The organism is Micromonospora sp. NPDC005161 (assembly GCF_053599855.1).
The window spans coordinates 87,782-110,775 of record NZ_JBSFYQ010000022.1; the positions used below are offsets into that span (position 1 = coordinate 87,782).

The 22,994-nt window shown below is 72.2% G+C and carries 20 protein-coding genes; 10 read left to right on the top strand and 10 right to left on the bottom strand.

Annotated elements, in window-relative coordinates; genetic code table 11:
* Positions 1-61: 61 nt before the first annotated feature.
* The 4 genes from ACWD5O_RS21390 to ACWD5O_RS21405 all read left to right on the top strand — a co-directional run bounded on the left by ACWD5O_RS21390 (position 62) and on the right by ACWD5O_RS21405 (position 4,445).
* Positions 62-1,033 carry a carbohydrate ABC transporter permease gene (locus ACWD5O_RS21390; protein WP_450086301.1) on the top strand — a complete coding sequence of 324 codons (972 nt, stop codon included), beginning with the start codon at positions 62-64 and terminating at the stop codon, positions 1,031-1,033.
* Positions 1,034-1,043: 10 nt separating this feature from the next.
* Positions 1,044-1,886, top strand: a complete 843-nt coding sequence (locus tag ACWD5O_RS21395) for a carbohydrate ABC transporter permease (protein WP_450086302.1) — start codon at positions 1,044-1,046, stop codon at positions 1,884-1,886.
* Positions 1,883-3,316 (top strand): GH1 family beta-glucosidase, encoded by a 1,434-nt coding sequence (locus tag ACWD5O_RS21400; RefSeq protein ID WP_450086303.1) that lies wholly within the window; start codon positions 1,883-1,885, stop codon positions 3,314-3,316. The genes ACWD5O_RS21395 and ACWD5O_RS21400 overlap by 4 nt, the downstream gene beginning before the upstream one ends.
* Positions 3,317-3,398: 82 nt before the next feature.
* A complete protein-coding gene (locus ACWD5O_RS21405; protein WP_354963055.1) occupies positions 3,399-4,445 on the top strand; it encodes a LacI family DNA-binding transcriptional regulator in 1,047 nt (348 codons plus the stop codon).
* A 94-nt stretch (positions 4,446-4,539) separates the two neighbouring features.
* On the opposite strand, the gene ACWD5O_RS21410 is transcribed toward ACWD5O_RS21405, so the two are convergent.
* Together ACWD5O_RS21410 and ACWD5O_RS21415 are read right to left on the bottom strand one after the other, a co-directional pair.
* Positions 4,540-5,760 (bottom strand): acyl-CoA dehydrogenase family protein, encoded by a 1,221-nt coding sequence (locus ACWD5O_RS21410; protein WP_450086304.1) that lies wholly within the window; start codon positions 5,758-5,760, stop codon positions 4,540-4,542.
* Entirely contained in the window at positions 5,760-6,839 is a 1,080-nt protein-coding gene (locus ACWD5O_RS21415) for a phosphotransferase family protein (protein ID WP_450086305.1), read from the bottom strand. Before ACWD5O_RS21415 ends, ACWD5O_RS21410 begins: the two co-directional genes overlap by 1 nt.
* Before the next feature lie 141 nt (positions 6,840-6,980).
* Here ACWD5O_RS21415 and ACWD5O_RS21420 point away from each other — a divergent pair, with 141 nt between their 5' ends.
* Entirely contained in the window at positions 6,981-7,685 is a 705-nt protein-coding gene (locus ACWD5O_RS21420; protein ID WP_450086306.1) for an amino acid-binding protein, read from the top strand.
* Between the two features lie 100 nt (positions 7,686-7,785).
* On the opposite strand, the gene ACWD5O_RS21425 is transcribed toward ACWD5O_RS21420, so the two are convergent.
* Positions 7,786-8,997, bottom strand: a complete 1,212-nt coding sequence (locus tag ACWD5O_RS21425) for an IS110 family transposase (protein ID WP_450086307.1) — start codon at positions 8,995-8,997, stop codon at positions 7,786-7,788.
* Positions 8,998-9,221: 224 nt separating this feature from the next.
* Between ACWD5O_RS21425 and ACWD5O_RS21430 the strand changes: the two genes are divergently transcribed.
* The gene (locus tag ACWD5O_RS21430; RefSeq protein WP_450086308.1) at positions 9,222-10,283 is read left to right on the top strand and encodes a GNAT family N-acetyltransferase; all 1,062 of its coding nucleotides are present in this window, start codon (positions 9,222-9,224) and stop codon (positions 10,281-10,283) included.
* A gap of 65 nt (positions 10,284-10,348) precedes the next feature.
* Here ACWD5O_RS21430 and ACWD5O_RS21435 read toward each other — a convergent pair whose 3' ends face one another.
* The 3 genes from ACWD5O_RS21435 to ACWD5O_RS21445 form a co-directional block, all read right to left on the bottom strand.
* Complete coding sequence (locus ACWD5O_RS21435) at positions 10,349-10,747, bottom strand: VOC family protein (protein ID WP_450086309.1); 399 nt, start codon at positions 10,745-10,747, stop codon at positions 10,349-10,351.
* An 89-nt stretch (positions 10,748-10,836) separates the two neighbouring features.
* Positions 10,837-12,402 (bottom strand): aldehyde dehydrogenase family protein, encoded by a 1,566-nt coding sequence (locus ACWD5O_RS21440; RefSeq protein ID WP_354963049.1) that lies wholly within the window; start codon positions 12,400-12,402, stop codon positions 10,837-10,839.
* 337 nt (positions 12,403-12,739) lie between these two features.
* Positions 12,740-13,534 carry an LPXTG cell wall anchor domain-containing protein gene (locus tag ACWD5O_RS21445; RefSeq protein ID WP_450086310.1) on the bottom strand — a complete coding sequence of 265 codons (795 nt, stop codon included), beginning with the start codon at positions 13,532-13,534 and terminating at the stop codon, positions 12,740-12,742.
* A gap of 290 nt (positions 13,535-13,824) precedes the next feature.
* On the opposite strand from ACWD5O_RS21445, the gene ACWD5O_RS21450 reads away from it, so the two are divergent.
* Genes ACWD5O_RS21450 through ACWD5O_RS21460 form a run of 3 tightly spaced genes read left to right on the top strand, consistent with a single transcriptional unit; the run spans position 13,825 to position 18,354 of the window.
* Complete coding sequence (locus tag ACWD5O_RS21450) at positions 13,825-16,728, top strand: glycoside hydrolase family 9 protein (RefSeq protein WP_450086311.1); 2,904 nt, start codon at positions 13,825-13,827, stop codon at positions 16,726-16,728.
* 51 nt (positions 16,729-16,779) lie between these two features.
* A complete protein-coding gene (locus tag ACWD5O_RS21455) occupies positions 16,780-17,307 on the top strand; it encodes a DUF488 domain-containing protein (protein WP_450086312.1) in 528 nt (175 codons plus the stop codon).
* 60 nt (positions 17,308-17,367) lie between these two features.
* Positions 17,368-18,354, top strand: a complete 987-nt coding sequence (locus ACWD5O_RS21460; RefSeq protein ID WP_450086313.1) for a GlxA family transcriptional regulator — start codon at positions 17,368-17,370, stop codon at positions 18,352-18,354.
* 44 nt (positions 18,355-18,398) lie between these two features.
* Here ACWD5O_RS21460 and ACWD5O_RS21465 read toward each other — a convergent pair whose 3' ends face one another.
* The 4 genes from ACWD5O_RS21465 to bioB all read right to left on the bottom strand — a co-directional run bounded on the left by ACWD5O_RS21465 (position 18,399) and on the right by bioB (position 21,461).
* A complete protein-coding gene (locus tag ACWD5O_RS21465) occupies positions 18,399-19,619 on the bottom strand; it encodes a YbfB/YjiJ family MFS transporter (protein WP_450086314.1) in 1,221 nt (406 codons plus the stop codon).
* A 135-nt stretch (positions 19,620-19,754) separates the two neighbouring features.
* Positions 19,755-20,261 (bottom strand): GNAT family N-acetyltransferase, encoded by a 507-nt coding sequence (locus tag ACWD5O_RS21470; RefSeq protein WP_450086315.1) that lies wholly within the window; start codon positions 20,259-20,261, stop codon positions 19,755-19,757.
* 4 nt (positions 20,262-20,265) lie between these two features.
* Entirely contained in the window at positions 20,266-20,460 is a 195-nt protein-coding gene (bsaP, locus tag ACWD5O_RS21475) for a biotin synthase auxiliary protein BsaP (protein ID WP_450086316.1), read from the bottom strand.
* A gap of 5 nt (positions 20,461-20,465) precedes the next feature.
* Positions 20,466-21,461 carry a biotin synthase BioB gene (gene bioB, locus ACWD5O_RS21480; RefSeq protein WP_074318140.1) on the bottom strand — a complete coding sequence of 332 codons (996 nt, stop codon included), beginning with the start codon at positions 21,459-21,461 and terminating at the stop codon, positions 20,466-20,468.
* Positions 21,462-21,704: 243 nt separating this feature from the next.
* Between bioB and ACWD5O_RS21485 the strand changes: the two genes are divergently transcribed.
* Positions 21,705-22,841, top strand: coding sequence for an 8-amino-7-oxononanoate synthase (locus ACWD5O_RS21485; RefSeq protein ID WP_450086325.1), 1,137 nt, complete (start codon positions 21,705-21,707; stop codon positions 22,839-22,841).
* The last annotated feature ends 153 nt before the right edge of the window (positions 22,842-22,994 follow it).

Sequence of the window (22,994 nt, forward strand, 5' to 3'; positions counted from 1 at the left end):
GTCCCCTCCGCGTAGCTCCCTGCGCGAGGGCCCCCGGGCCTCGCCGGAAAAGGAAATTCGCATGAGCCTGTCGGCCACGACGGCACCGCCGTCGCCAGCAGCACCGCCTTCTCCCGACGTCTCTTCCCGACGTAGCCGGGGAAGGTTTCTCAACCGCCTCGATGTCAAGTACTCGCCGTACCTCTACATCGCCCCCTTCTTCCTGATCTTCGGCGCGTTCGGGTTGTACCCGATGTTGCGTACCGCCTGGATGTCGCTGCACGACTGGGACATGATCGGCGACCGCTCGTTCATCGGCTTCGACAACTACACTCGGCTGGCGTCCGACGAGTACTTCTGGAACGCGCTGGTCAACACGTTCGGCATCTTTGCCCTGTCGACCATCCCGCAGCTGTTGCTCGCCCTCTTCCTGGCGAACCTGCTCAACCGGACCTTCCTGCGCGCCAAGACCTTCTTCCGGATGGCCATCTTCATGCCGAACGTGGTGTCGGTGGCTGCGGTCGCGATCGTCTTCGGGATGTTGTTCCAGCGGGAGTTCGGCCTGTTCAACTGGCTGCTCAGCTTCGTCGGTGTCGACGCGGTCGACTGGGACGGGCACCGGTGGAGTTCCTGGATGGCCATCTCCTCCATGGTCAACTGGCGGTGGACCGGGTACAACACCCTGATCCTGCTCGCCGGCATGCAGGCGATCCCGAAGGACCTCTACGAGGCCGCGGCGATCGACGGCGCCAGCCAGTGGCGGCAGTTCTGGCAGATCACCCTGCCGATGCTCAAGCCCACCTTCATCTTCGTGGTCATCCTGTCCACGATCGGCGGCATGCAGCTCTTCACCGAGCCCCTGCTCTTCGGCAACGGCAACATCATCGGCGGCAACCAGCGGGAGTTCCAGACGCTGGCCATGTACATGTACGAGATGGGGATCGTGAACCTGAACACCGCCGGCTACGGAGCCGCGGTCGCCTGGGCCATCTTCATGATCATCGTTGTGGTGTCGGTGTTCAACTTCCTACTCGTCCGCCGCTCGGCGAAGTGAGGAGAGATCGATGATCTCGGCTTCCCAGCGCCTGTGGCGCACCAGCCCGCTGACCTACATGGCGCTCGTCCTCGCGGCGCTGCTGTCGATCTACCCGTTCTACTACATGATGGTGATCGGCAGTCGCAGCCTGGACTCCATCAACGACGTGCCGCCGCCGCTGACCCCCGGCGGAGCGTTCGGTGACAACTTCGGACGGGTGCTCGACAACGACGCCGCCAACTTCCTCACCGGCATGATGAACTCGATCATCGTCTCCTCGGTGGTCACCCTGTCGGTGGTGCTCACCGGGTCGCTGGCCGGGTTCGCCTTCGCCAAACTGCGGTTCCGGGGCAGCAACGCTCTCCTGCTGGCGATCATCGTCACCATGATGATCCCGACCCAGATGGGCCTCATCCCGCTCTGGGGCATGATGCAGGACCTGGGGTGGTACGACACCCTCTACGCGGTCACCGTGCCGTTCCTGGTCAGCGCCTTCGGCGTGTTCATGATGCGGCAGTACGCCAGCCAGGCGATCTCCGACGAGCTCATCGAGGCTGGCCGCGTCGACGGGGCGAGCACGTTCCGGATCTACTGGAGCATCGTGCTGCCCGCGCTGCGCCCCGCCGCCGGCGTCCTCGGTCTGCTGACCTTCATGGAGACCTGGAACTCGTTCCTCTGGCCGTACGCCATCCTCACCCCGGAGAACCCGACCCTGCAGGTCTCGCTCTCCTTCCTCTCGTACGCCTACTACACCGACTACTCCCAGGTGTTCGCCGCCACGGCCATCGGTACCGTTCCGCTGGTCATCGTGTTCATCGTGTTCGGCCGCCAGATCATCGGCGGGATCATGGAAGGTGCCGTCAAGTCGTGAGCAACCCCGCCAGCCCGCCCGCCGTCGGCGTCCTCGACGAGCGCCCCGGGCTGACCTTTCCGCCCGGCTTCCTGTGGGGGGCCGCGACCGCGGCCTACCAGATCGAGGGGGCGGCGGCCGAGGACGGCCGTACCCCGTCGATCTGGGACACCTTCAGCCACACCGACGGCCGGGTGGTCGCCGGGCACACCGGCGACGTGGCCTGCGACCACTACCACCGGCTCGGCGGCGACGTCGCGCTGATGGCGGAGCTGGGGCTGAAGTCGTACCGTTTCTCGGTCTCCTGGCCCCGGGTGCAGCGCGGCGGCGCCGGCGCGGCCAACCCGCAGGGCCTGGACTTCTACCGCCGGCTCGTCGACGAGCTGCTGGCGCACGGGATCGAGCCGTGGCTCACCCTCTACCACTGGGACCTGCCGCAGCCGCTGGAGGACGCCGGGGGCTGGCCGGCCCGGGACACCGCCGCCCGCTTCGCCGACTACACCACGCTGGTCGCCGACGCGCTCGGCGACCGGGTGCGCTACTGGACCACGCTGAACGAGCCGTGGTGCTCGGCGTTCCTCGGCTACGGCTCCGGGGTGCACGCCCCCGGCCGGTCCAACGGAGCGGACGCGGTCCGCGCCGGGCACCACCTGATGCTCGGGCACGGCCTGGCCGTGCAGGCGCTGCGGGCCGCCCGGCCCGGCTCCGAGGTGGGGGTGACCGTCAACCTCTACCCCGTCGACCCGGCCAGCGACGCGCCCGGCGACGTCGACGCCGCCCGGCGGATCGACGGGCTGGCCAACCGGTTCTTCCTCGACCCGCTGCTGCGCGGGTCGTACCCGGAGGACCTCGTGGCCGACCTGAGCGCGGTGACCGACTTCGATCACGTACGCGATGGTGACCTTGCCACCATCTCCGCGCCGCTGGACCTGGTCGGAATCAACTACTACAGCCGGCACGTGGTCGCCGCCCCGGTCGAGGGAGCCGAGCCGGAGCCGTACTGGCGGGCGCCCTCCTGCTGGCCGGGCAGCGAGGACGTCCGGTTCGTCACCCGGGGCGTCCCGGTCACCGACATGAACTGGGAAATCGACGCCCCCGGCCTGGTCGAGACGCTGCGCCGGGTGCACGACGAGTACACCGACCTGCCGCTCTACGTCACCGAGAACGGCTCGGCGTTCGTCGACACGGTGGTCGACGGGGAGGTCGACGACGTCGACCGGCTCGCCTACTTCGACGCCCACCTGCGCGCCGCGCACGAGGCGATCAACGCCGGGGTGCCCCTGCGGGGATACTTCGCCTGGTCGCTGATGGATAATTTCGAATGGGCCTGGGGTTACACCAAGCGGTTCGGCATGATCCACGTCGACTACGAAACCCAGGTCCGCATCCCCAAGTCCAGTGCCAGGTGGTACGCCTCGGTGATCCGACGCAACGGTCTGGCCGCACAATAGGCTCGGGCCAGCCATCAGGGCGGTCCCGGTGTCCACGTCCCACAGGTGGCACCGGGCCCGCCCGCCGTCGGAGGAGCAGACGATGACAACGCAGCGCACCCGGTCGCTCGGGCGCCCGACCCTCGACGCGGTCGCGGCGCGCGCCGGCGTCGGTCGGGGCACGGTCTCCCGCGTGGTCAACGGCTCGCCCCAGGTCAGCCCGGAGGCCCGGGCCGCGGTCCAGCAGGCCATCGCCGAGCTGGGGTACGTGCCGAACCGAGCCGCCCGCGCGCTCGTCACCCAGCGGACCGACTCCGTCGCGCTGGTGGTGTCCGAATCCGGCGAACGGGTCTTCACCGAGCCGTTCTTCGCCGGCATCGTGCGGGGGATCAGCTCCGCCCTGCTGGAGACCCCGATGCAGCTCTGGCTGGCCATGGCCCAGTCGGCGGTGGAGCGGGAGCGGGTCGAGCACCACCTGACCAACCAGCACGTCGACGGCGTCCTGCTGCTGTCGTTGCACGACTCCGACCCGCTGCCGACCCTGCTGGAGGAGCGCGGGCTGCCCGCCGTGCTCGGCGGTCGGCCGGCCCGGATGCTGCAACCCGGCGCCCAGCCGGCCTGGTTCGTCGACGTGGACAACGTGGGCGGCGCCCGGCAGGCGGTGGAGTACCTGGCCGGCCGGGGGCGGCGACGCATCGCCACCATCGCCGGCCCGCAAGACATGGGCGCCGGCCTGGCCCGGCTGGCCGGCTACACCGAGGCGGTCAAGGCCAGCGGGACCGGCGTCAACCCCGACCTGATCGCGTACGGCGACTTCAGCGAGGGCAGCGGCGCGGCCGGCATGCGCCGGCTGTTGGACGCCTGCCCGGACCTGGACGCGGTCTTCGTCGCGTCCGACCTGATGGCGTTCGGCGCGCTACGGACGCTGCGCGAGGCCGGCCGGCGGGTGCCCGAGGACGTCGCGGTGGTCGGGTTCGACGACGCGCCGATCGCCCGGCAGGCGGACCCGCCACTGACCACCGTCTTCCAGCCGGTGGAGGAGATGGGCCGGCAGATGGCCCGGCTGCTGGTCGCCCGGATCCGCGGCGACGACCTCCCCGCCCCCCACATCCTCCTGGACACCCAACTGATCCACCGCACCTCCGCCTAGCCCTGGGCCCCGTCCCCGCCGGGCCCAGTCCGGTCCCGGCCCACGGCCACCGCCACGATCTCGCGGTGCGCGGTGCGCGGTGCGCGGTGCGCCGTCAGGCGGGGGTGGGGGTCCAGCGGCGGAGTTCGCGCTTGGCGAGGGAGGAGCGGTGGACCTCGTCGGGGCCGTCGGCGAGGCGCAGGGTGCGGGTCTGCGCCCACAAGGCGGCCAGCGGGGTGTCCTGGCTGACGCCAGCGCCGCCGTACCCCTGGATGGCCTTGTCGATCACCCACTCCGCCATCGCCGGGGTGCCGATCTTGATCGCCTGGATCTCGGTGTGCGCGCCCTTGTTGCCGACGGTGTCCATCAGCCAGGCCGTCTTGAGCACCAGCAGTCGGGACTGCTCGATGCGCACCCGCGACTCGGCGATCCACTCCCGGACGACGCCCTGCTCGGCCAGCGGCCGGCCGAACGCGACGCGCTCGTTCGCCCGCCGGCAGAGCAGCTCCAACGCCCGCTCGGCCATCCCGATGAGCCGCATGCAGTGGTGGATCCGGCCCGGACCCAGCCGGGCCTGGGCGATGGCGAAGCCGGTGCCCTCGGCGCCGATCAGGTTCTCCGCCGGCACCCGGACGTCGGTGAAGTCGATCTCGGCGTGCCCGCCGTGTGAACCGTCGGTGTAGCCGAAGACGGTCATGCCCCGGCGCACGGTCACGCCCGGGGCGTCCCGGGGGACCAGCACCATGCTCTGCTGGCGGTGCCGGTCGGCGCCGGGGTCGGTCTTGCCCATCACGATGAAGATCTCGCAGCGCGGGTCCATCGCACCGGACGACCACCACTTGCGGCCGTTGATGACGTACTCGTCGCCGTCGCGGACGATCCGGGTGGCGATGTTGGTGGCGTCGGAGGACGCGACGTCCGGCTCGGTCATGCAGAACGCGGACCGGATCTCGCCTTCCAGCAACGGCATCAGCCAGCGTTCCCGCTGCGCCTGCGAACCGAACTCGGCCAGCAGCTCCATGTTGCCGGTGTCCGGCGCCGCGCAGTTGACCGCCTCCGGCGCCAGGTGCGGGCTGCGCCCGGTCAGCTCGGCGAGCGGAGCGTACTGGAGATTGGTCAGGCCGGCGCCGTAGCGCGGGTCGGGCAGGAAGAGGTTCCACAGGCCGCGTTTGCGGGCCTCCGCCTTCAGCTCGGCCAGCACCGGGGTACGCGACCACGGGTTGCCGGCGGCCACCTGCTCGGCGTGCACCGCCTCGGCCGGATAGACGTGCTCGGTCAGGAACCGGGTCAGCTCGTCGCGCAGCTCCTCGGTCCGGGTGTCGTACGAGAAGTCCATCACCGCTCCCTGGCGGCGGTCAGCCCGTGCGCGACCAGCGGTGCCACCATCTCGCCGATCCGGTCGAAGCCCTCGCCGAGCGTCTGCCCGAGCGAGTGGCGGTAGTGGATGCCCTCGCAGATGACCGCGAGCTTGAAACAGCCGAGCGCCACGTGCCAGTGCAGCGGCCCGACGTCGACGTCGCTGCGCCCCGCGTACCGGTCGATCAGCTCGGCGCCGGTGGGGAAGCCGGCACGCGGGCCGAGCCCGTCGGCCACCGGGTTGCCGGCGGCCGTCTCGCTGTCGCCCAGCACGTCCCAGTACGTCAACAGCAGCCCCAGGTCGGCCAGCGGGTCACCGAGGGTGGCCATCTCCCAGTCCAGCACCGCGTGCACGGCGACCGGGTCGGCCGAGGCGAGGAGATTGTCCAGGCGGTAGTCGCCGTGCACGATGCGGCCGGCGTTCGCGCCCTCCGGCGCGGTGGTGGCGAGCAGGTCCCGCAACTCGTCGATGCCCGGCAGCGGGCGGCTGCGTGAGCGGTCGAGCTGCCCGGCCCACCGGCGGACCTGCCGGGCCAGGTAGCCCTCCGGGCGGCCGAAGTCGCCCAACCCGACCGCCGCCGGTTCGACGGTGTGCAGCGCCGCGAGAGTGTCCATCATTGCCATGGCCAGCGCGCGGCGTCGCTCGTCGCCCAGCGGATCGGTCTGCCGGCGGGTGCGGAACACCTCGCCGGGCATCCGCTCCATCAGGTAGAACGGCGCGCCGATCACCTCCGGCTCGGTGCAGAGCAGCAGTGCACCCGGCACCGGCACCTCGGTCGGCGCCAGCGCCGAGATGACCCGGAACTCGCGGCCCATGTCGTGCGCGGTCGCCAGCACGTGCCCCAGCGGTGGCCGGCGCAGCACGACCTCGCGGTCGCCGAGGCTCAGCAGGTAGGTGAGGTTGGACTTGCCGCCCGCGATCAGCTGTGCCCGCAGCGGCCCGACGGCCAGCTCGGGGTGGTGCTCCGCCAGATAGCCGGCGAGCCGGTCCAGGTCCAGACCGGCGGGGGACGCCGGAAGGGCCCCCGGCCGGAGCGCATCGACGGCCGGATCGGTCATCCGACTAGTTGATGGCAGCCCGCTCACGTTGTCAAGGTCAGATTTTCCCCTCGGGACATGCCTCTGCAACAGGGACGAAATGGTCAACGCCCAGGCTGTGACCAGCCGGCCGCCGCCGGCCTGCCGAGCGGAGGGACAGACATGTTGCTGCGAGTTCGGGTCACCCTGCCGGACCGTCCGGGCACCCTCGGCCAGGTCGCCCGCACGTTGGGCGTGTCCGGCGCGGACATCGTCCAGGTGGTCGTCCTGGAGCGGCTCGGCGGGCGCGCGGTGGACGACTTCACGGTCGTCTGGCCGGGCGCGGCCCGGGTGGAGCGGCTGCTGGCCGGGCTCGCGGCGATCCCGGGCGTACGGGTCGACGGCGTGTGGCGGGCGATCGGCGCGCCCACCACCACCGGTCAGGACGCCGAGCTGCTGGCCCAGGTCGCCGCGAACCCGGCCGACGGGCTGGCCACGCTGGTCGACGCGGTACCCGGGCTGCTGGCGGCCGACTGGGCCGTCGCCGCCGTGGTGCCGGTGGACTGGGCCTCGCGGGCCGGAGGCACCGGTGGGGCGACCATCGGGCACGCCAGCTGGCGGGCCCCCGTACCGCCGCGACTGCCGGAGGTGACCCCGCTGCGCGGCCGGTCGATGACCACCCCCGACGGAACCCACCACGCGATCGCGCCGTTCGGGCGGGCCGGCCTGGTCCTGGTGGTGGCCCGCGAGCAGAGCGAGACCCTCTCCGCCGCCGCGTTCCACAGCACCGAGGTAGACCGGCTCACCCAGCTCGTCCGGGCCAGCGCGGTGATCCTCGGCGACCGGCTGGACCTGGTCGGCGCGCCCCCGTTGATCGCCGGCCCCTGAGCGGTGGCCCGAGGAGTTCCCGAGCCGTCACCGGCGAGCAACCGGGTGGCAACAGCCCGGGACGAGGCTCGTACCGGGGAAGGGAGTTTCAATGACCGAGTCAAGCCGTAGACGCAGTCAGCGGTGGTGAGGGATGAAACTCCCGGCCGTCGCGCAGCAGTGCCCAGACGACGTCGATCAGGCGGCGGGCCAGGGCGATCAGGGCTTGGGTGTGAAGCTTGCCCTCCGCGCGTTTACGCCGGTAGAAGACTTGCGACGGGCCTTCGGGTTTGATCGCCGACAAGGCGGCGAGGTAGAACACGCGGCGCAGGCCGCGGTGGTAACGCTTGGGTCGGTGCAGGTTGCCGCGCACGCGTCCGGAGTCACGGGGCACCGGGGCAAGGCCGGCGTAGGCGGCCAGCCGCGACGAGCTGCCGAACGTGGCTTGCGGGTCGCCGCCGGTGTCGGCGAGCAGTTGGGCCCCGAGGATCGGCCCGAACCCGTTCACGCTGGTGATCCTGGCCGCGTGTGGGTGCTGTTCGAACGTGGCGGTGATGTGCTTGTCCAGGTCCTTGATCTCGCGGTCCAGGTCGAGCAGCTGCGTGGCGAGACGAGCGATCAGCGGCGCCACCGCCTGCTCGGTGGGCAACGCGATCGTCTGCGCGGCCGCTGCGGCCAGAGCCTTGTCGACCATGGCCGGGATGCCTTTGGCCCAGGCGCCGCCCGCCCGCAGATGCTCGGCCACCGCGTCGGCGCCGGCCTCGCGGATACCGGCGGTGGTCTGGAAACCGGTCAGCAAGACCAACGGCGAGCGGGCCGAATAGTCAAACGCTGCTTCCAACGCGGGGAAGATCGACGCGAGCAGGTCCCGCAGACGGTTGACCCCACGGACCCAGTCACCCATCAGGTCCTCCCGCCGGGCGGTCAGGACCTGCAGTTCGGCGATGGTCCGGTCCGGGCTGGTGACCACGGTCAGGTCGTGGCGCAGCCGGGCTGTCTCGGCGATGGTGAACGCGTCCTTGGCGTCGCTCTTGCCTTCCCCGGCGAACGCGCCGGCCATCCGGTTGACCAGCCGGCCGGGCACATACACCACCATCGCGCCGGCCTGGCGCAGCACCGCGAGCAGCAGACCCGCGGTCCCCGAGGTCATATCCAAGGCCCACCGCACCTGCCCGGCAGCCTTGCACGCCCGGGCGATCAACGCCTCAATCTCGGCCTGGCCGTTGGCCAGCCGCTTACTGAACACCACCTTCCCGGTCCCGTCGACCGCACACGCATGGTGATGCGCCTTGCCGACGTCGATACCGACCCAGATCTGCTCACGGACCTTCACCGGCCCGAACCTCCCCAATCGAGCGTGACCCCGTCGACGGCACTGCCGGCAGCTCCATAAACAGCGACCACAACGCAGATTTCAATCAGCAGCCAGGCCATCGCAGAACGGCAGGGCGGCTACTCCCTCGGAACCACCACGGGCAAGCAACCATCAGCCACACCCCACCGCTCCGGGCATCCGAGACATCGATCCCGAACATCAACAATCTTATGGAGCCAACCATGACGTTGTGGCGGATCCGAGCGACCGTGGACGACCGGCCGGGTTACTTGTCGGTCCTCACGGCGAGCCTCGCGCTGCGCGGAGTCAACATCCTCACCGTGCAGGTGCAACCCACCGAGCACGGCGCGGTGGACGACTTCCTCGTCGACGCGCCGGACGCGCTCGACGAGGCCGAGTTGCTCGCCGCCGTCGAGCGGGGGCGGGGCCGGGACTGCTGGGTGGCGCGCAGCGAGGCGCGCGGCCTGGCCGACCAGCCCACCCGGGTTCTCGGGCTTGCCAACCGGCTGGTGCGCGACCCGGACGCGACGGGCGAGGCGCTGTCCACCCTGCTCGGCGCCGACTCGGTCAGCTGGCGACCCGCGTCGACCGGCGTCGACCGGGGGATCATCGGCACCAGGATGCTGCTGGCGGACCCGGCGGGCGGCTCGTTCGCGCTGCGCCGGGCCGCGCCGGCCTTCACTCCGGCGGAGTACGCCCGGGCGCAGGCCCTGGTCGAGCTGGCCGCCACCGTGGCGCGCCGGGCCGCCGAACAGGTCACCGTGGTGCTGCCCGACGGCGCCGAGTTGGCCGTCCGACCGGCCTGCGCGCACGACCTGCCCGGCGTGCTGGAGCTGCACGAGGGGTGCTCGCCACGCACCCGGCAACGGCGCTACCTGAGCGGGGCGGCGCTGCCGCAGCAGGCCCGGTTGCGCAGGCTGCTGGAGCCGAGCCGAGGGCTGACCCTGCTCGCCACGGCCACCCACGACGACGACGCGGAGTCGGTGGTCGCGATGGCGAACCTGCTCGGTGAGGGCGACGAGGCCGAGGTGGCGCTGCTGGTGCGTGACGACTGGCAGTGGCGCGGGCTCGGCTCGGTGTTGCTGCGCCGGCTGGCCCGGCACGCCGACCAGGCCGGGTACGCGGCGCTGGTGCTGCACGTACAGGCCGAGAACACCCCGATGCTGCGCACCCTGCGCCGGCTGAACCGGCCCAGCTCCACCGAGCGCGACGGCACCCTGCTCAGCCTCACCGTCCCGCTCACCTCGGAAAGGAAGGGCACCTTCTTAACGCCTGGTGCATAGGAAGGGCCCCTTGTTAACGACGAGGCAGCTCGCGGAGGTTCACCCGGGGACGGAGCGCGGACGTGTCAACGCGCGGGCGGTTCGTGCTGGCCGCACACGCAGAACCGGTTGCCCTCGGGGTCGGCGAGCACCACGTACGGCGGCTCGGTCGGGTGCGGGTCGGTGGGGTAGTGCCGCCAGTCCACCACCTGGGCGCCGAGGGCGAGCAGCCGGTCGAGTTCCTCGTCGAGGCTGCGCTCGTCGGCGTCGAGGTCCATGTGGAACCGAGGGAACTCCTGCACCGGGCTCTCGCTGAGGTCCATCGCGATGGCCAAGCCCGGCGCCCCGGGCGGCGGCTCCAGCACGATCCAGTCATCGCCCTCGAATCGGGGCGCCCGGCGACGGTAGCCGAGGGCCGCGGCCCAGAACGTTCCCGCCCGGTCGGCGTCGGACACGCCCAGGGAAAGCTGCGCGATGATCGCCATCTCTTTACGGTACGCCGCCAGGCCCGGTGTTAAGAGGGGCCCCTTGCTATGCATCAGGCGTTAACAAGGGGCCCTTCCTTACATCTCGGTCAGGTGGTGGGGTAGCTGCTGTAGTCGGGGAAATTGCCGTAGAGCCGGCTGTCGCCGCCGACGGTGACGGCCTGCACGAGGAGGTCACCGCCGACGAACGCGCCCTTCCAGGAGGCGCCCCGCCCGCCGAACGGCTCGTCGCGATCGCCCCGCGAGCGCGGCTTGTTGATGCCCACCTTGAACGCCTGGAGGTCCACCGCGAGCTTGCCGGCCTCGTCGGTGTCGTCGCAGGCCAGCGACGCGACGAGTGCGCCGTTGGAGGCGTTCATGGCGGCCAGCAACTCGTCGGTGGTGTCCACCACGACGATCGTGTCGACCGGCCCGAACGGTTCGGCGTGCATCAGCCGGGACCGTCCGGGCGGGGCGAGCAGCACCGACGGCGCCACGTACGCCGAGGTGTCCTGCCCGGGCAGGAACGGCGCGCCGGTCAGCTTGCCCCGGTGCAGCGGCACCGCGCCGCCGCGGACCGCCTCGTCGACCTTCCGGCGCAGTTCCTCGGCCTTGGCGGCGCTGATCAGCGGCCCGAAGTCCAGCTCGGGTAGCGGGTCGCCGGGCCGCCAGGTCTCCTCGACCGCGAGGGGATGCCCGAATCGGATCGAGGAGACCACCGGCAGGTACATGTCGAGGAACTCGTCGACCAGGTCACGCTGTACGACGAACCGGGGGTACGCGGTGCAGCGCTGCTTGCCGTACTCGAAGCCCTTCCTGAGGTGCGCGGCGAGCATGTCCCACTGGGAGAAGTTCCAGATGCCCCAGGCGTTCAGGCCCTCCTGCTCGATGAAGTGCCGTTTGTCGCTGTCGAGCAGCGCGGCGGCCACCTTGCCCCCGTTGGAGCGCCCGCCGACGAACGCCACCGCGCCGATCTCGGGTGCCCGGACCAGCACTTCGGACAGTTCCTCGCCGCCGCCGGAGACCAGCGTGGCGGGCAGTCCGGCCCGGCGCATCAGCGCGTGCGCGACGGTCAGGCAGACCGCGCCGCCCTGGGACGGGGTCTTGGCGATGACCGCGTTGCCGGCGAGTAGTTGGACCAGTTCGGCGTGCACGAGGACGCTCATCGGGTAGTTCCACGAGGCGATGTTGCTGACCGGGCCGGGTAGCGGCTCGCGGCCGTCGGCCAGCATCCGGTCGATTTCGCCCGCGTACCAGCGGACGCCGTCCAATGCCCGGTCCACATCGGCGCAGGCCAGCCGCCACGGCTTGCCGATTTCCCAGACCAGCAGCAGCGCGAGCAGGTCGCGGTGGGCGGTGAGCGCGTCCAGCGCGTCGATGACCCGCGCCTTGCGGTCGGCGAGCGGGGTCTGGGCCCAGGCCCGGTGCGCGGCGGCGGCGTGCGCGACGGCGGCGCGGGCGGTGTCGGCGTCGAGCCGGGGGAGGTTGATCACCACGGTGTTGTCCACCGGGGTGCGGACCGGGGCGGGGCGGCCGACGGCCCGCCACTCGCCCTCGACCAGGTTGTGCAGGGTGGTGACACCGTCCACCTCGGCGCCGAACGCCTCGGGGGTGGCGGCCACCGCGCGGGCGAGTACGTCGGACCATGCGGTGCCCTCGGCGAGTCGTAGTGCCATCGCGTTCTCCTCAGGGTTGACCGGGGGAGCGGCGGCGTCGATGGCACCGCTGGTGATCGGTACTGTCCCGCGCCGGGTAGCGGGTCAGCAACAGTACGTTTGTCTGGCTGGATGCCCCGAGGCGCGCTCGTCGGACGTTGCGCGCGGCGTTGACCGGCCTGAACTGCGGGTAAGTCTGCCAGCTATTTATTGCCGTCGATGATGTGAGCTATCTCCAGGCGCCGTCGACCGGGTTACCCGTCGGTACGGATCGGCATCCGCAACGGATCAACCGCCACCGACGACGGCGGCCGGCCACCGGACAGGGTCCGGCGGCCGGCCGCGGGGCCGAGCGGGATCAGCTGGTGAAGGTGATCCGGTCGCGACGGCGCCGCATCATCAGCAGGGCGCCACCGCCGATCAGGGCGACGCCGCCCAGCGCGAGGCTGGTCACGGCCACACCGGTCAGCGGCAGACCGCCGCCATTGTCGGTGCCACCCGCGCCGCCTCCCGTGCTGGCCGAGGCCGAGACGGAGCCCTCGGGTGCGGTCGAGTCGGACGGGGAGACCGAGTCCGACGGCGAGACCGAGTCCGACGGCGAGACCGAGTCCGACGGGGAGACCGAGGTCGACGGCGAGGCCGAGGTCGACGGCGAGACGGAGCTCGACGGCGTGGGGCTCGGGGACTGGGTGCCCCCGGTGCCGGCGCACGTGTGGGTCAGGTTGAAGAAGTTCTGCGGAACCTGCCCGTGGATGGTCGACTCGCCGCTCTCCAGCTTCCAGCCGGACGGCGTGGCGAACCAGACCTTCTTGGCGCCGTTGTCGGTGGTGAAGTGGCCGTCCGCAAGGGTCTTGTAGGTGTCGGCGGTGCCGTTGTTGTCGGTATCCCAGCCGATCCGCACCGCGTCGACGCTCTCGACGCCCTTGCCGGGCCAGATGAAGACCCAGACGTCCTGGTCGGCCTGCTGGCCTGCCGCGCACTTGCCAAAGCCCTGGTTGAAGCCGTTGTCCGCCGCCAGGATGTGCTCGCCGTCCTGGTGCAGGACGGGATTGGTGACGGTGGTCGATGCCCAAGCCGGGGTGGCGAGAGCGAGACCGGCCGTGGCGGCGGCCGTGCAGACGGCCGCGCGCACCAGGCGCCGACGCTGTGGCATGAGTATTCCTCCGAGATTGGCCGAGGGGACGGCACATGATCCCATGTACGGGATCTTTTGGCGACATCGGTCGATCGGCCTGAGCTGGGACGACGTGCCGGACAGGAACAGGATTCGGGCCAACTTCTGCGGCTTTCCTGCGCGTGTCGCCGTAACACGTACCGCCGCCGCGACGCTCCGCGCGCTCCGGCGGGCTTCCCAACCCGCAGTGCTCACATTGCATTGTCGACTATCCATGGGAGCGCTTCCGTGGATCCCCGTGGTGACTCCGCCACCGACAGGAGCCCGCCATGCCCCATCCCACCCGGCCGTCGCCCGGCCGCCCGGACCGGTCCCTATCACCGGTCGCCGACCAACCCTGGCCACGGCGACTGCTCGCCGCCGGCGTCGCCCTGCTCACCGGGCTCGCCCTGGCGGTGGCCGCACCGCCGTCCGGGCCCGCGTCCGCCGCACCGGCCTTCGACTACGCGGAGGCGTTGCAGAAGTCGCTGCTCTTCTACGAGGCGCAGCAGTCCGGCCGGCTGCCCGACTGGAACCGGGTCTCCTGGCGCGGCGACAGCGCGCTCACCGACGGGGCCGACGTCGGGCTGGACCTCACCGGCGGCTGGTACGACGCCGGTGACCACGTGAAGTTCGGCTTCCCGATGGCGTTCAGCGCCACCATGCTGGCGTGGGGCGCGGTGGAATACCGCAGCGGCTACACCGCCTCCGGGCAACTGCCGCACCTGCTGAACAACCTGCGCTTCGTCAACGACTACTTCATCAAGGCGCACCCGTCGGCCAACGTCCTCTACGGACAGGTCGGCAAGGGCGACGACGACCACAAGTGGTGGGGCCCGGCCGAGGTGCTGCCGATGGCGCGGCCCGCGTACAAGATCGATGCGAGCTGTGGCGGCGCGGACCTGGCGGGGGAGACGGCGGCTGCGATGGCCGCCTCCTCGATGGTGTTCCGGCCCACCGACGCGGCCTACGCCGACCGTCTGGTCGGGCACGCCCGGCAGCTCTACACCTTCGCCGACACGGTGCGGAAGTCCTACCACGAGTGCATCACCGACGCGACGAGCTTCTACCGCTCGTGGAGCGGTTGGCAGGACGAGCTGGTCTGGGCCGCGATCTGGCTGCACCGGGCCACCGGCGAGGCCAGCTACCTGGCCAAGGCCGAGAGCGAGTACGACAAGCTCGGCACCGAGAACCAGTCCACCACCCGCTCCTACAAGTGGACCATCGCCTGGGACAACAAGCAGTTCGGGGCGTACGTGCTGCTGGCCAACCTGACCGGCAAGCAGAAGTACGTCGACGACGCCAACCGTTGGCTGGACTACTGGACCGTCGGCGTGGACGGGCAGCGGGTGCCGTACTCGCCGGGCGGCATGGCCGTGCTCGACTCCTGGGGCGCGCTGCGCTACGCCGCCAACACCTCGTTCGCCGCGCTGGTCTACAGCGACAAGACCACCGACACCACCCGCAAGGCGCGCTACCACGACTTCGCCGTCCGGCAGATCAACTACGCGCTCGGCGACAACCCGCGCAACTCCAGCTACGTCATCGGGTTCGGCGCCAACTCGCCGCGCAACCCGCACCACCGCACCGCGCACGGCTCCTGGTGGGACAGCCAGACCGTGCCCGTCGAAACCCGGCACACCCTCTACGGCGCGCTGGTCGGCGGGCCGTCGGCGGCCAACGACGCGTACACCGACAGCCGGTCGGACTACGTGATGAACGAGGTGGCCACCGACTACAACGCCGGCTTCACCTCCGCGCTGGTCCGGCTGGTCTCCGAGTACGGCGGCACCCCGCTCGCCGGCTTCCCGGTCGCCGAGACGCCGGACCTCGACGAGGTGACCGTGGAGACCACGGTGATGCAGGCCGAGCCCCGGGCGACCGGTCTCAAAACGATGATCTACAACAGGTCCGCGTACCCGGCCCGGGCGCTGACCGACGCCCGGTTCCGCTACTACTTCCGCCCGGACGGCGTCGGGCCGGTGCAGGTCACCCCGGGCTACACCCAGGGCTGCCCGTCCCCGACTAGCGCGCGGCAGCTCAGCGGCGACATCTGGTACGTCGAGGTGGACTGCACCGGGCACACCATCGCCCCGGCCGGGCAGTCACAGCACCGGATGGAGGTCCAGTTCAAGATCGGGGTGCCGGAGGGCGGTACCTGGGATCCGACCAACGACCCGTCGTACCAGGCCACCGCCGGGCCGAACCGGAAGGTGCCGCTCTACTCCGGCGGCACCCGGATCTGGGGCGACGAGCCGGGGCCGGCCGTGCCGGACACCACCGCTCCGACCGTGCCGGGTAAGCCGGTGGCGTCCCAGCTGACCCCGAGGTCGGTCACCCTGAACTGGGCGGCGTCCACCGACAGCGGCGGTAGCGGGCTGGCCGGCTACGAGGTTCGCGAGTTCCTGGTCGGCAACGACGTGGTGGTGATCCGGCCCGTCACCGGCACCGCACTGACCGTCTCGACGCTGCTGCCGGAGCGGACGTACCAGTTCACGGTCGTGGCCCGGGACGGCGCGGGCAACTCGTCGGCAGCCTCGCCGATGCTCAGCGTGACCACGCCGCCGGCAGACACCGCCGACACCACCGCGCCCAGCCCGCCCGGCGCCCCGGTCGCCTCGGCGGTCACCGCCACGGGGCTCACCCTGAGCTGGGCGGCGTCGACCGACAACGTCGGCGTCACGGGGTACCGGGTCCACCGGGAGGCCGGCGCGACCGACCCGCTCGTCGGCTCGTCGACCGGCACCACGCTGGCGGTGACCGGGCTGACCGCCTCGACGGCGTACCAGTTCCACGTGGTGGCAGTGGACGCGGCCGGCAACACCTCCGCGGCGTCCGCGCCGGTCGCGGTGACCACCGCGCCCCCGCCGGTCGCCGGCGCCTGCTCGGTGGGGTACGTCACCAGCGACTGGAACACCGGCTTCACCGCCACCGTGACGATCACGAACACCGGTACCACCGCGATCAACGGGTGGACGATGCGGTTCAGCTTCCCCGCCGGGCAGACCGTCAACCAGGGCTGGTCGGCGACGGTCAGCCAGACCGGCGCGGCGGTGACCGCGACCAGCCTCTCCTACAACGGCACGGTGGCCCCGGGGGCGTCGGTGAGCTTCGGCTTCAACGGCACGCACAGCGGCAGCAACCCTCGACCGACGGCCTTCACCGTCAACGGGATCGCCTGCGCCCTCGCCTGACGCCCACCGCTACGAGGGATAACCCGGCGGGATTCGGGGCAAGCCAGCGTTGTGCGGGAATTGCTGACCGTCGGGCACGGGACAGCCGACCGGGTGCGGCTGGGGGAACTGCTGACCGGGGCCGGGGTGGCCCTGGTCGTGGACGTGCGGCGGTACCCGGCCAGCCGCACCAACCCGGACGTCCGGCGGGAGGAACTCGAGCGGTGGCTGCCCGAGTGCGGCATCGACTACCGCTGGGAGCCGCGCCTGGGCGGACGCCGGCACGTTCCGGCCGGGGAGCCGGAGCCGGACACATGGTGGACGGTCGCGGCGTTCCGGGCGTACGCCGCGTACACCCGCACGTCGGAGTTCGACGCGGCGTTGGACGAGGTGCTGGCCGACGCGGCCGCGCGGACCACCGCGGTGATGTGCAGCGAGAGCCTCTGGTGGCGCTGCCACCGCCGGCTCATCGCCGACGTCGCGGCGCTCGGTCGCGGGACGCCCGTCGCGCACCTGATGCCGGACGGGCGGCTCAGCCCGCACCGGACGGCCGAAGGCGCCCGCCGGCTGCCCGAAGGGCACCTGTGCTGGGACGGTTGAGGGCCCGGCCGTCGCACCCGATGGCGTACCGGGGTGCCGGCGGCTGGCTAGGCTCGACCCGTGCGGGCACCGAAGCGCGATGACACGGTGCTGTTCGTCGTCTACGACGGGGTGCGGCTGCTCGACGTCACCGGTCCACTGGAGGTCCTCACCGTCGCCAACGAGCACGGCGGGGCGTACCGGTCGGTGCTCGCCTCGCCCGACGGCCGGGACGTGGTCAGCAGCGCCGGCGCCCGGCTCGGCGCCGACGTTGCGCTGCCCGACGTCCTCGCGCCGGTGGGCACCCTCGTCGTGCCGGGCGCGCCCGACTGGCAGGCGGCGGCCGTGGACCGGGCGCTGCTGGACCAGATCTGCCGGCTCGCCGCCGGGGCCCGACGGACCGCGTCGGTCTGCGCCGGGGCGTTCGCCCTCGCCGCGGCCGGCCTGCTCGACGGGCGGCGGGTGACCACCCACTGGGACCTGGCCGACCAGCTCGCCGCGCACTTCCCGGCGGTCACCGTCGACCCGGATCCGATCTTCATCACCGACGGCCGGATCATCACCTCGGCCGGGATCACCGCCGGCATCGACCTCACGCTGGCGCTGGTCGAGGCGGACCTCGGCCCGGAGATCGCCCGCGCGGTCGCCCGGCACCTGGTGGTCTTCATGCAACGCCCGGGCGGGCAGTCCCAGTTCAGCGTCCGGACCAGCGTGGAGAGCACCCGCAACGCCGTGCTCCGCCGGGTGCTGGACGCGGTGGTCGGCGACCCGGCCCGGTCGTACGACCTGGCCGGCATGGCGGCGCTCGGCGGCGTGAGCCCCCGGCACCTGGCCCGGCTGTTCCGGGCCGAGCTGGGCACCACCCCGGACGGGTACCTGGACCGGATCCGGGTGGAGGCGGCGCGCGGCCTGCTGGAGCGCGGCGACGACACCCTGGACGTGGTGGCCCGGCGAGTCGGTTTCGGTTCGCCGGAGACGATGCGGCGGATCTTCGTGCGGTACGTCGGTGTCAACCCCGGCGCCTACCGGTCCCGCTTCCGCACCACCGGCATCTCCGGCCACCACTGACCGGCGTGGTCTCCGGCCGGCGCCCCGACCGGAGACCACCGGGATCACCGGACGGAGGCGAGTTCGGGTTCGGGGACGACCGCCGGCGCGGGATCAGACTGCCGCAGGGCGACCAGCGCGGCGACGGCGAGCAGCGCCACCGACAGCCAGAGGCCGACCGCGATCCCGCCGGAGTCCGACAGCACGCCGGAGACCAGCGGACCGACCGCCTGGCCGAGCGAGAACGCCACCGTCAGCAGGGCGATGCCGGCGGTCCAGCCGCCGACCGGCAGGGCCCGGCGGGCCAGCACCGTGGCCGCCGTCGGACCGGCCATGAACGCGCTGCCGAACACCACCGCCGAGAGCAGTGCCGCGGGCAGCCCGGCGGGCAGCAGCAGCACCGGCAGCACGCCGAGCAGCACCACCAGGGACACCAACGCCGGTGCCCGGCCACCGGGCAGCCGGCTGACCAGCCGCCCCCACACGGTGAGCGTGGCCAGCGCGGACGCGAGGCCGAGCGTCACGAAGAACGCGGCGACCCCCGGCGTGCGCAGCCCATCGTCGCGCAGCAGCGCGATCACGAAGGTCAGGTAGCTCACGTAGCCGGCGCCGAAGAGCACGTACCAGACGAAGGTCGGGGCGAGCCGCGCCAGGTCCGCCCGGGGCAGGCCGGCGCGGGTGACCCCGGTCACGGGCGCGACCCGGCGAACGGCGAGCAGAGCCGGGACGACCGCGAGCACGGCGGCCCCGCCGAGCAGCAGCCAGCCGACCCGCCACCCGGCGTCCCCGGCCACCGCGAGCGCCGCCGGCACCAGCAGACCGGAGAGCACCACCCCGATGCCGACCCCGGCCATGTAGAGGGCCACCATCGTCGCGGCCCGCCGCTGCCCACCCCCGGCGGACACCCGGGCGGCGAGCGCCGAGCCGAGCACGAAGGTGATCGCCGTGGTCACCCCGCCCACGAAACGCAGCAGGCCCAGCACGGGGTAGTCCGCGGTGGCGGCGGTGAGCAGCAGGATGAGCGCGCTCACCGCGAGGGTGCCCAGGAACGCGGCCCGGTCGCCGAACCGGCGGGCCCAGAACACGGCCGTGCCGGCGCCCAGCACGTAGCCGGCGGCGTTCGCGGTGTTCAGGCCGCCGGCCTGGGCGTACGTCCAGTGCAGGTCGCCGCGCATGGCGGGCAGCAGCAGGGCGTACGCGAAGCGGGTGAAGCCGAGCGCCACGACCGGCCCGGCGGCCAGGCCGAGCGCGATCAGCGGTTCCCGCCAGGACGGGAATCGGGACATGGTTCCTCCTCGGTCGGCGGGCTCGTCGGCCCGCTGATCAGGTGGAACCCGGCACTGCCGGTGGTCGGTGGCCGGCCGGATGGACCGGTGACCCTCGGATCGGGACATCGGCGGTGGACGCGGTGGTGCCGCCGCTCACTCCACCAGGTCGTCGGCGAGCAGGTCCATCAGCAGGCCGTCGTGCCAGCGCCCGTCCTCGCCGCGCTCGTAGCGGCGCAGCACACCCACCGGCCGGAAACCGACCTTGGCGTACGCGCGGATGGCGGCGCTGTTCGCCGCCGCCGGGTCGATGGTGAACCGGTGGTGGCCGTACTCCTCGATGAGGTGTCGGGCCAGGGTGCGGATGGCGTCCACGCCGAGCCCGGCGCCGCGTACCGCAGGGTCGAGGAAGATGTCCAGGCTGGCGTGCCGGTAGTCCGGGTCCGGCTCGGCGTACCACTGGATCGCGCCGATCACCCGGCCGTCGTGCTCGATGGCGTACAGGGTCAGCTCGTCGTCCGCCAGGTCGGCGCGAACGGCTTCGGCCAGGTCGTCGCCGCCCCGCCACCACCGGCGCACCTCAGGATCGGCGCGGATCGCCGCGAGGGCCGGCACGTCCGCGACCGTCGCCGGTCGCAGAGTCACCGCCCGCCCCCGCAGCATCGGCTCAGTCCCGGATCTCGCCGTGCTCGACGCAGACCGCGGACCAGCCGACCGGCAGCACCTGCACCTTCATCCGGCGGCGGCAGCGGTGGCAGTACCGGGGCGGCTCCAGCTGGCGGGCCGACGCGCAGCCCGGGTGGGCGCCGCCGGCCGCCACCGGCTCACCGCACCGGTCGCACCACAGCTCCGTCGTCGTCATGACCGTCACAGCGTGGCGGAGAGGGCCTTGACCGGCATCTTCAGCTCGTCCAGCAGGTCCAGGTCGGCGGTCGCCGGCCGGCCCAGCGTGGTCAGGTAGTTGCCGACGATCACCGCGTTGATCCCGCCGAGCAGACCATCGCGGGTGCCGAGGTCACCGAGGGTGATCTCCCGGCCGCCCGCGTACCGCAGGATGGTGCGCGGCATGGCCAGCCGGAACGCGGCGATGGCCCGCAGGGCGTCCTTGCCCTCCACCACTGGGCGGTCACCCAGCGGGGTGCCGGGCCGGGGGTTGAGGAAGTTCAGCGGCACCTCGTGCGGGTTCAGTTCGGCGAGCTGCGCGGCGAACTCCGCCCGCTGCTCGACGGTCTCGCCGAGGCCGAGGATGCCACCGCAGCAGACCTCCATGCCGGAGTCGCGGACCATCCGCAGCGTCTCCCAGCGCTCCTCCCAGGAGTGCGTGGTGACCACGTTGGGGAAGTACGACCGGCAGGTCTCCAGGTTGTGGTTGTAGCGGTGCACGCCCATGTCGACCAGGTCGTCGACCTGCTCCTGGGAGAGCATGCCCAGCGACGCGGCGACCTGGATGTCGACCTCGGCCTTGATGGCGGCGACGCCCTCGCGCATCTGCTTCATCAGCCGGGCGTCCGGGCCGCGGACGGCGGCCACGATGCAGAACTCCGTCGCCCCGGTCTTCGCGGTCTGCTTCGCCGCCTCGACGAGGGACGGGATGTCCAGCCAGACCGAGCGCACCGGGGAGGTGAACAGGCCGGACTGGGAGCAGAAGTGGCAGTCCTCCGGGCAGCCGCCCGTCTTCAGCGAGACGATTCCCTCGACCTCGACCTCCGGACCACACCACCGCATCCGCACGTCGTGCGCGAGCTGGAGGGCGGCGGGCAGGTGCTCGTCGGGCAGGTTCAGCACGGCGAGGACGCCGGCCTCGTCGAGGCCGACGCCGTCACCCAGGACCTGGGTACGGGCCTGGTCGAGGATCTCTGGCATGGCTCGTACCCTACAAGGCCCCCCGGTCAGCCGGAACGGCCCGCCGGCCGGGCGAGCGGGACGGCCGGCGTGGTCGGGATCTGGCGGTACGCGGCAGCCGTCGCATCGGCCCAGCCGCGAGGCTCACGTTCGGTGCGGTCGACCTCGCATACCGAGTGGATCCGTCGGGCCGGTGGTGGCGGGTGGTAATTTCGCCCGGCGGGTGTCGGCGTGACCGGCGCGGACGGTGGCGAAGGGGTGACGGTGGCGGACTGGCTGGCGGCGCTCGACCGCCGTGCGGATCTGCGGGCGAAGGCCGGGCTGACCCGGCGGCTGCACCCGCGTCCCGCCGCCGACGGCATGATCGACCTGGCCGGCAACGACTACCTCGGCCTGGCCACCCACCCGGAGGTCACCGGTGCCGCCGCGGCGGCGCTGTCGGCGTACGGGCTGGGGGCCACCGGGTCGCGCCTCGTGCGAGGCTCCACCGACGCGCACCAGGCGCTGGAGGACGAGCTGGCGCAGTGGCTGGGCACCGACCGGTCCCTCGTCTTCTCCTCCGGCTACCTGGCCAACCTGGGTGCGTTGCGTGCGCTCGTCCAACCCCGCACGCTGCTCGTCTCCGACGCGCACAACCACGCGTCCCTGATCGACGGCTGCCGGATCTCCGGCGCGGAGACCGTGGTCACCGCCCACGCCGACGTGACGGCGGTGGCCGCCGCGCTCGCGGTGGCCCCGGGCCGCCCGGCGGTGGTGGTCACCGAGTCGGTCTTCTCGGTCGACGGTGATCTCGCCCCGCTGGCCCGGCTGCACGCGGTGGCCCGCCGCTACGGCGCGCTGCTGCTGGTCGATGACGCGCACGCGCTCGGCGTGAGCGGTCCGGCCGGCGCCGGGGCGGTTGCCGCCGCCGGGCTCGCCGGCGAACCGGACGTGGTGGTCACCGCAACCCTGTCCAAGGCGCTCGGTGGCGCGGGCGGGGTGGTCGCCGGCCCGGCCGAGTTCGTCCGGCACCTGGTCGAGACCGGCCGCACGTTCATCTTCGACACCGCGCTGCCGCCGGCGGTCGCCGCCGGGGTGCACGCCGCGCTGCGGCTGGCGCGGGCCGGTGACGACCTGCGTACCGAGCTGGCCGAGCGGGTGGCCCTCGCGGTCGACCGGCTGCGTACGGCCGGGTTGACCGTCTCCGCGCCGGACGCGGCCGTGATCTCGGTGACCGCCCCCGGGCCGGAGGCGGCGACGACCTGGGCCGCCGACTGCCGGGACCGGGGTGTCGCGGTGGGCTGCTTCCGGCCGCCGTCGACCCCGGACAACCGCTCCCGGCTGCGCCTCACCGTCAGCGCCGGGGTGTCCCGGCCGGCCTTCGAGCGGGCACTGGACGTCATCGTCGAGTGCGCGCCATGAGCGCGAGGAGTGAGCCGGTGTTGCGAGCCCCGCAGTCGCGAACCGAGATGGCCCCGTGAGCGCGAGGAGTGAGCCGGTGTTGCGAGCCCCGCAGTCGCGAACCGAGTTGGCACTGTGAGCGCGAGGAGTGAGCCGGTGTTGCGAGCCCCGCAG

Bases quoted from the DNA above. Each gene is read 5' to 3' on its own strand.
- ACWD5O_RS21415 (WP_450086305.1), bottom strand. From the start codon at position 6,839: ATGACCGATCCGGCCGTCGATGCGCTCCGGCCGGGGGCCCTTCCGGCG.
- ACWD5O_RS21440 (WP_354963049.1), bottom strand. From the start codon at position 12,402: ATGGCACTACGACTCGCCGAGGGCACCGCATGGTCCGACGTACTCGCC.
- ACWD5O_RS21435 (WP_450086309.1), bottom strand. From the start codon at position 10,747: ATGGCGATCATCGCGCAGCTTTCCCTGGGCGTGTCCGACGCCGACCGG.
- ACWD5O_RS21410 (WP_450086304.1), bottom strand. From the start codon at position 5,760: ATGGACTTCTCGTACGACACCCGGACCGAGGAGCTGCGCGACGAGCTG.
- ACWD5O_RS21445 (WP_450086310.1), bottom strand. From the start codon at position 13,534: ATGCCACAGCGTCGGCGCCTGGTGCGCGCGGCCGTCTGCACGGCCGCC.
- ACWD5O_RS21395 (WP_450086302.1), top strand. From the start codon at position 1,044: ATGATCTCGGCTTCCCAGCGCCTGTGGCGCACCAGCCCGCTGACCTAC.
- ACWD5O_RS21470 (WP_450086315.1), bottom strand. From the start codon at position 20,261: ATGCTGCGGGGGCGGGCGGTGACTCTGCGACCGGCGACGGTCGCGGAC.
- ACWD5O_RS21420 (WP_450086306.1), top strand. From the start codon at position 6,981: ATGTTGCTGCGAGTTCGGGTCACCCTGCCGGACCGTCCGGGCACCCTC.
- bsaP (WP_450086316.1), bottom strand. From the start codon at position 20,460: ATGACGACGACGGAGCTGTGGTGCGACCGGTGCGGTGAGCCGGTGGCG.
- ACWD5O_RS21465 (WP_450086314.1), bottom strand. From the start codon at position 19,619: ATGTCCCGATTCCCGTCCTGGCGGGAACCGCTGATCGCGCTCGGCCTG.
- bioB (WP_074318140.1), bottom strand. From the start codon at position 21,461: ATGCCAGAGATCCTCGACCAGGCCCGTACCCAGGTCCTGGGTGACGGC.
- ACWD5O_RS21405 (WP_354963055.1), top strand. From the start codon at position 3,399: ATGACAACGCAGCGCACCCGGTCGCTCGGGCGCCCGACCCTCGACGCG.
- ACWD5O_RS21430 (WP_450086308.1), top strand. From the start codon at position 9,222: ATGACGTTGTGGCGGATCCGAGCGACCGTGGACGACCGGCCGGGTTAC.
- ACWD5O_RS21450 (WP_450086311.1), top strand. From the start codon at position 13,825: ATGCCCCATCCCACCCGGCCGTCGCCCGGCCGCCCGGACCGGTCCCTA.
- ACWD5O_RS21390 (WP_450086301.1), top strand. From the start codon at position 62: ATGAGCCTGTCGGCCACGACGGCACCGCCGTCGCCAGCAGCACCGCCT.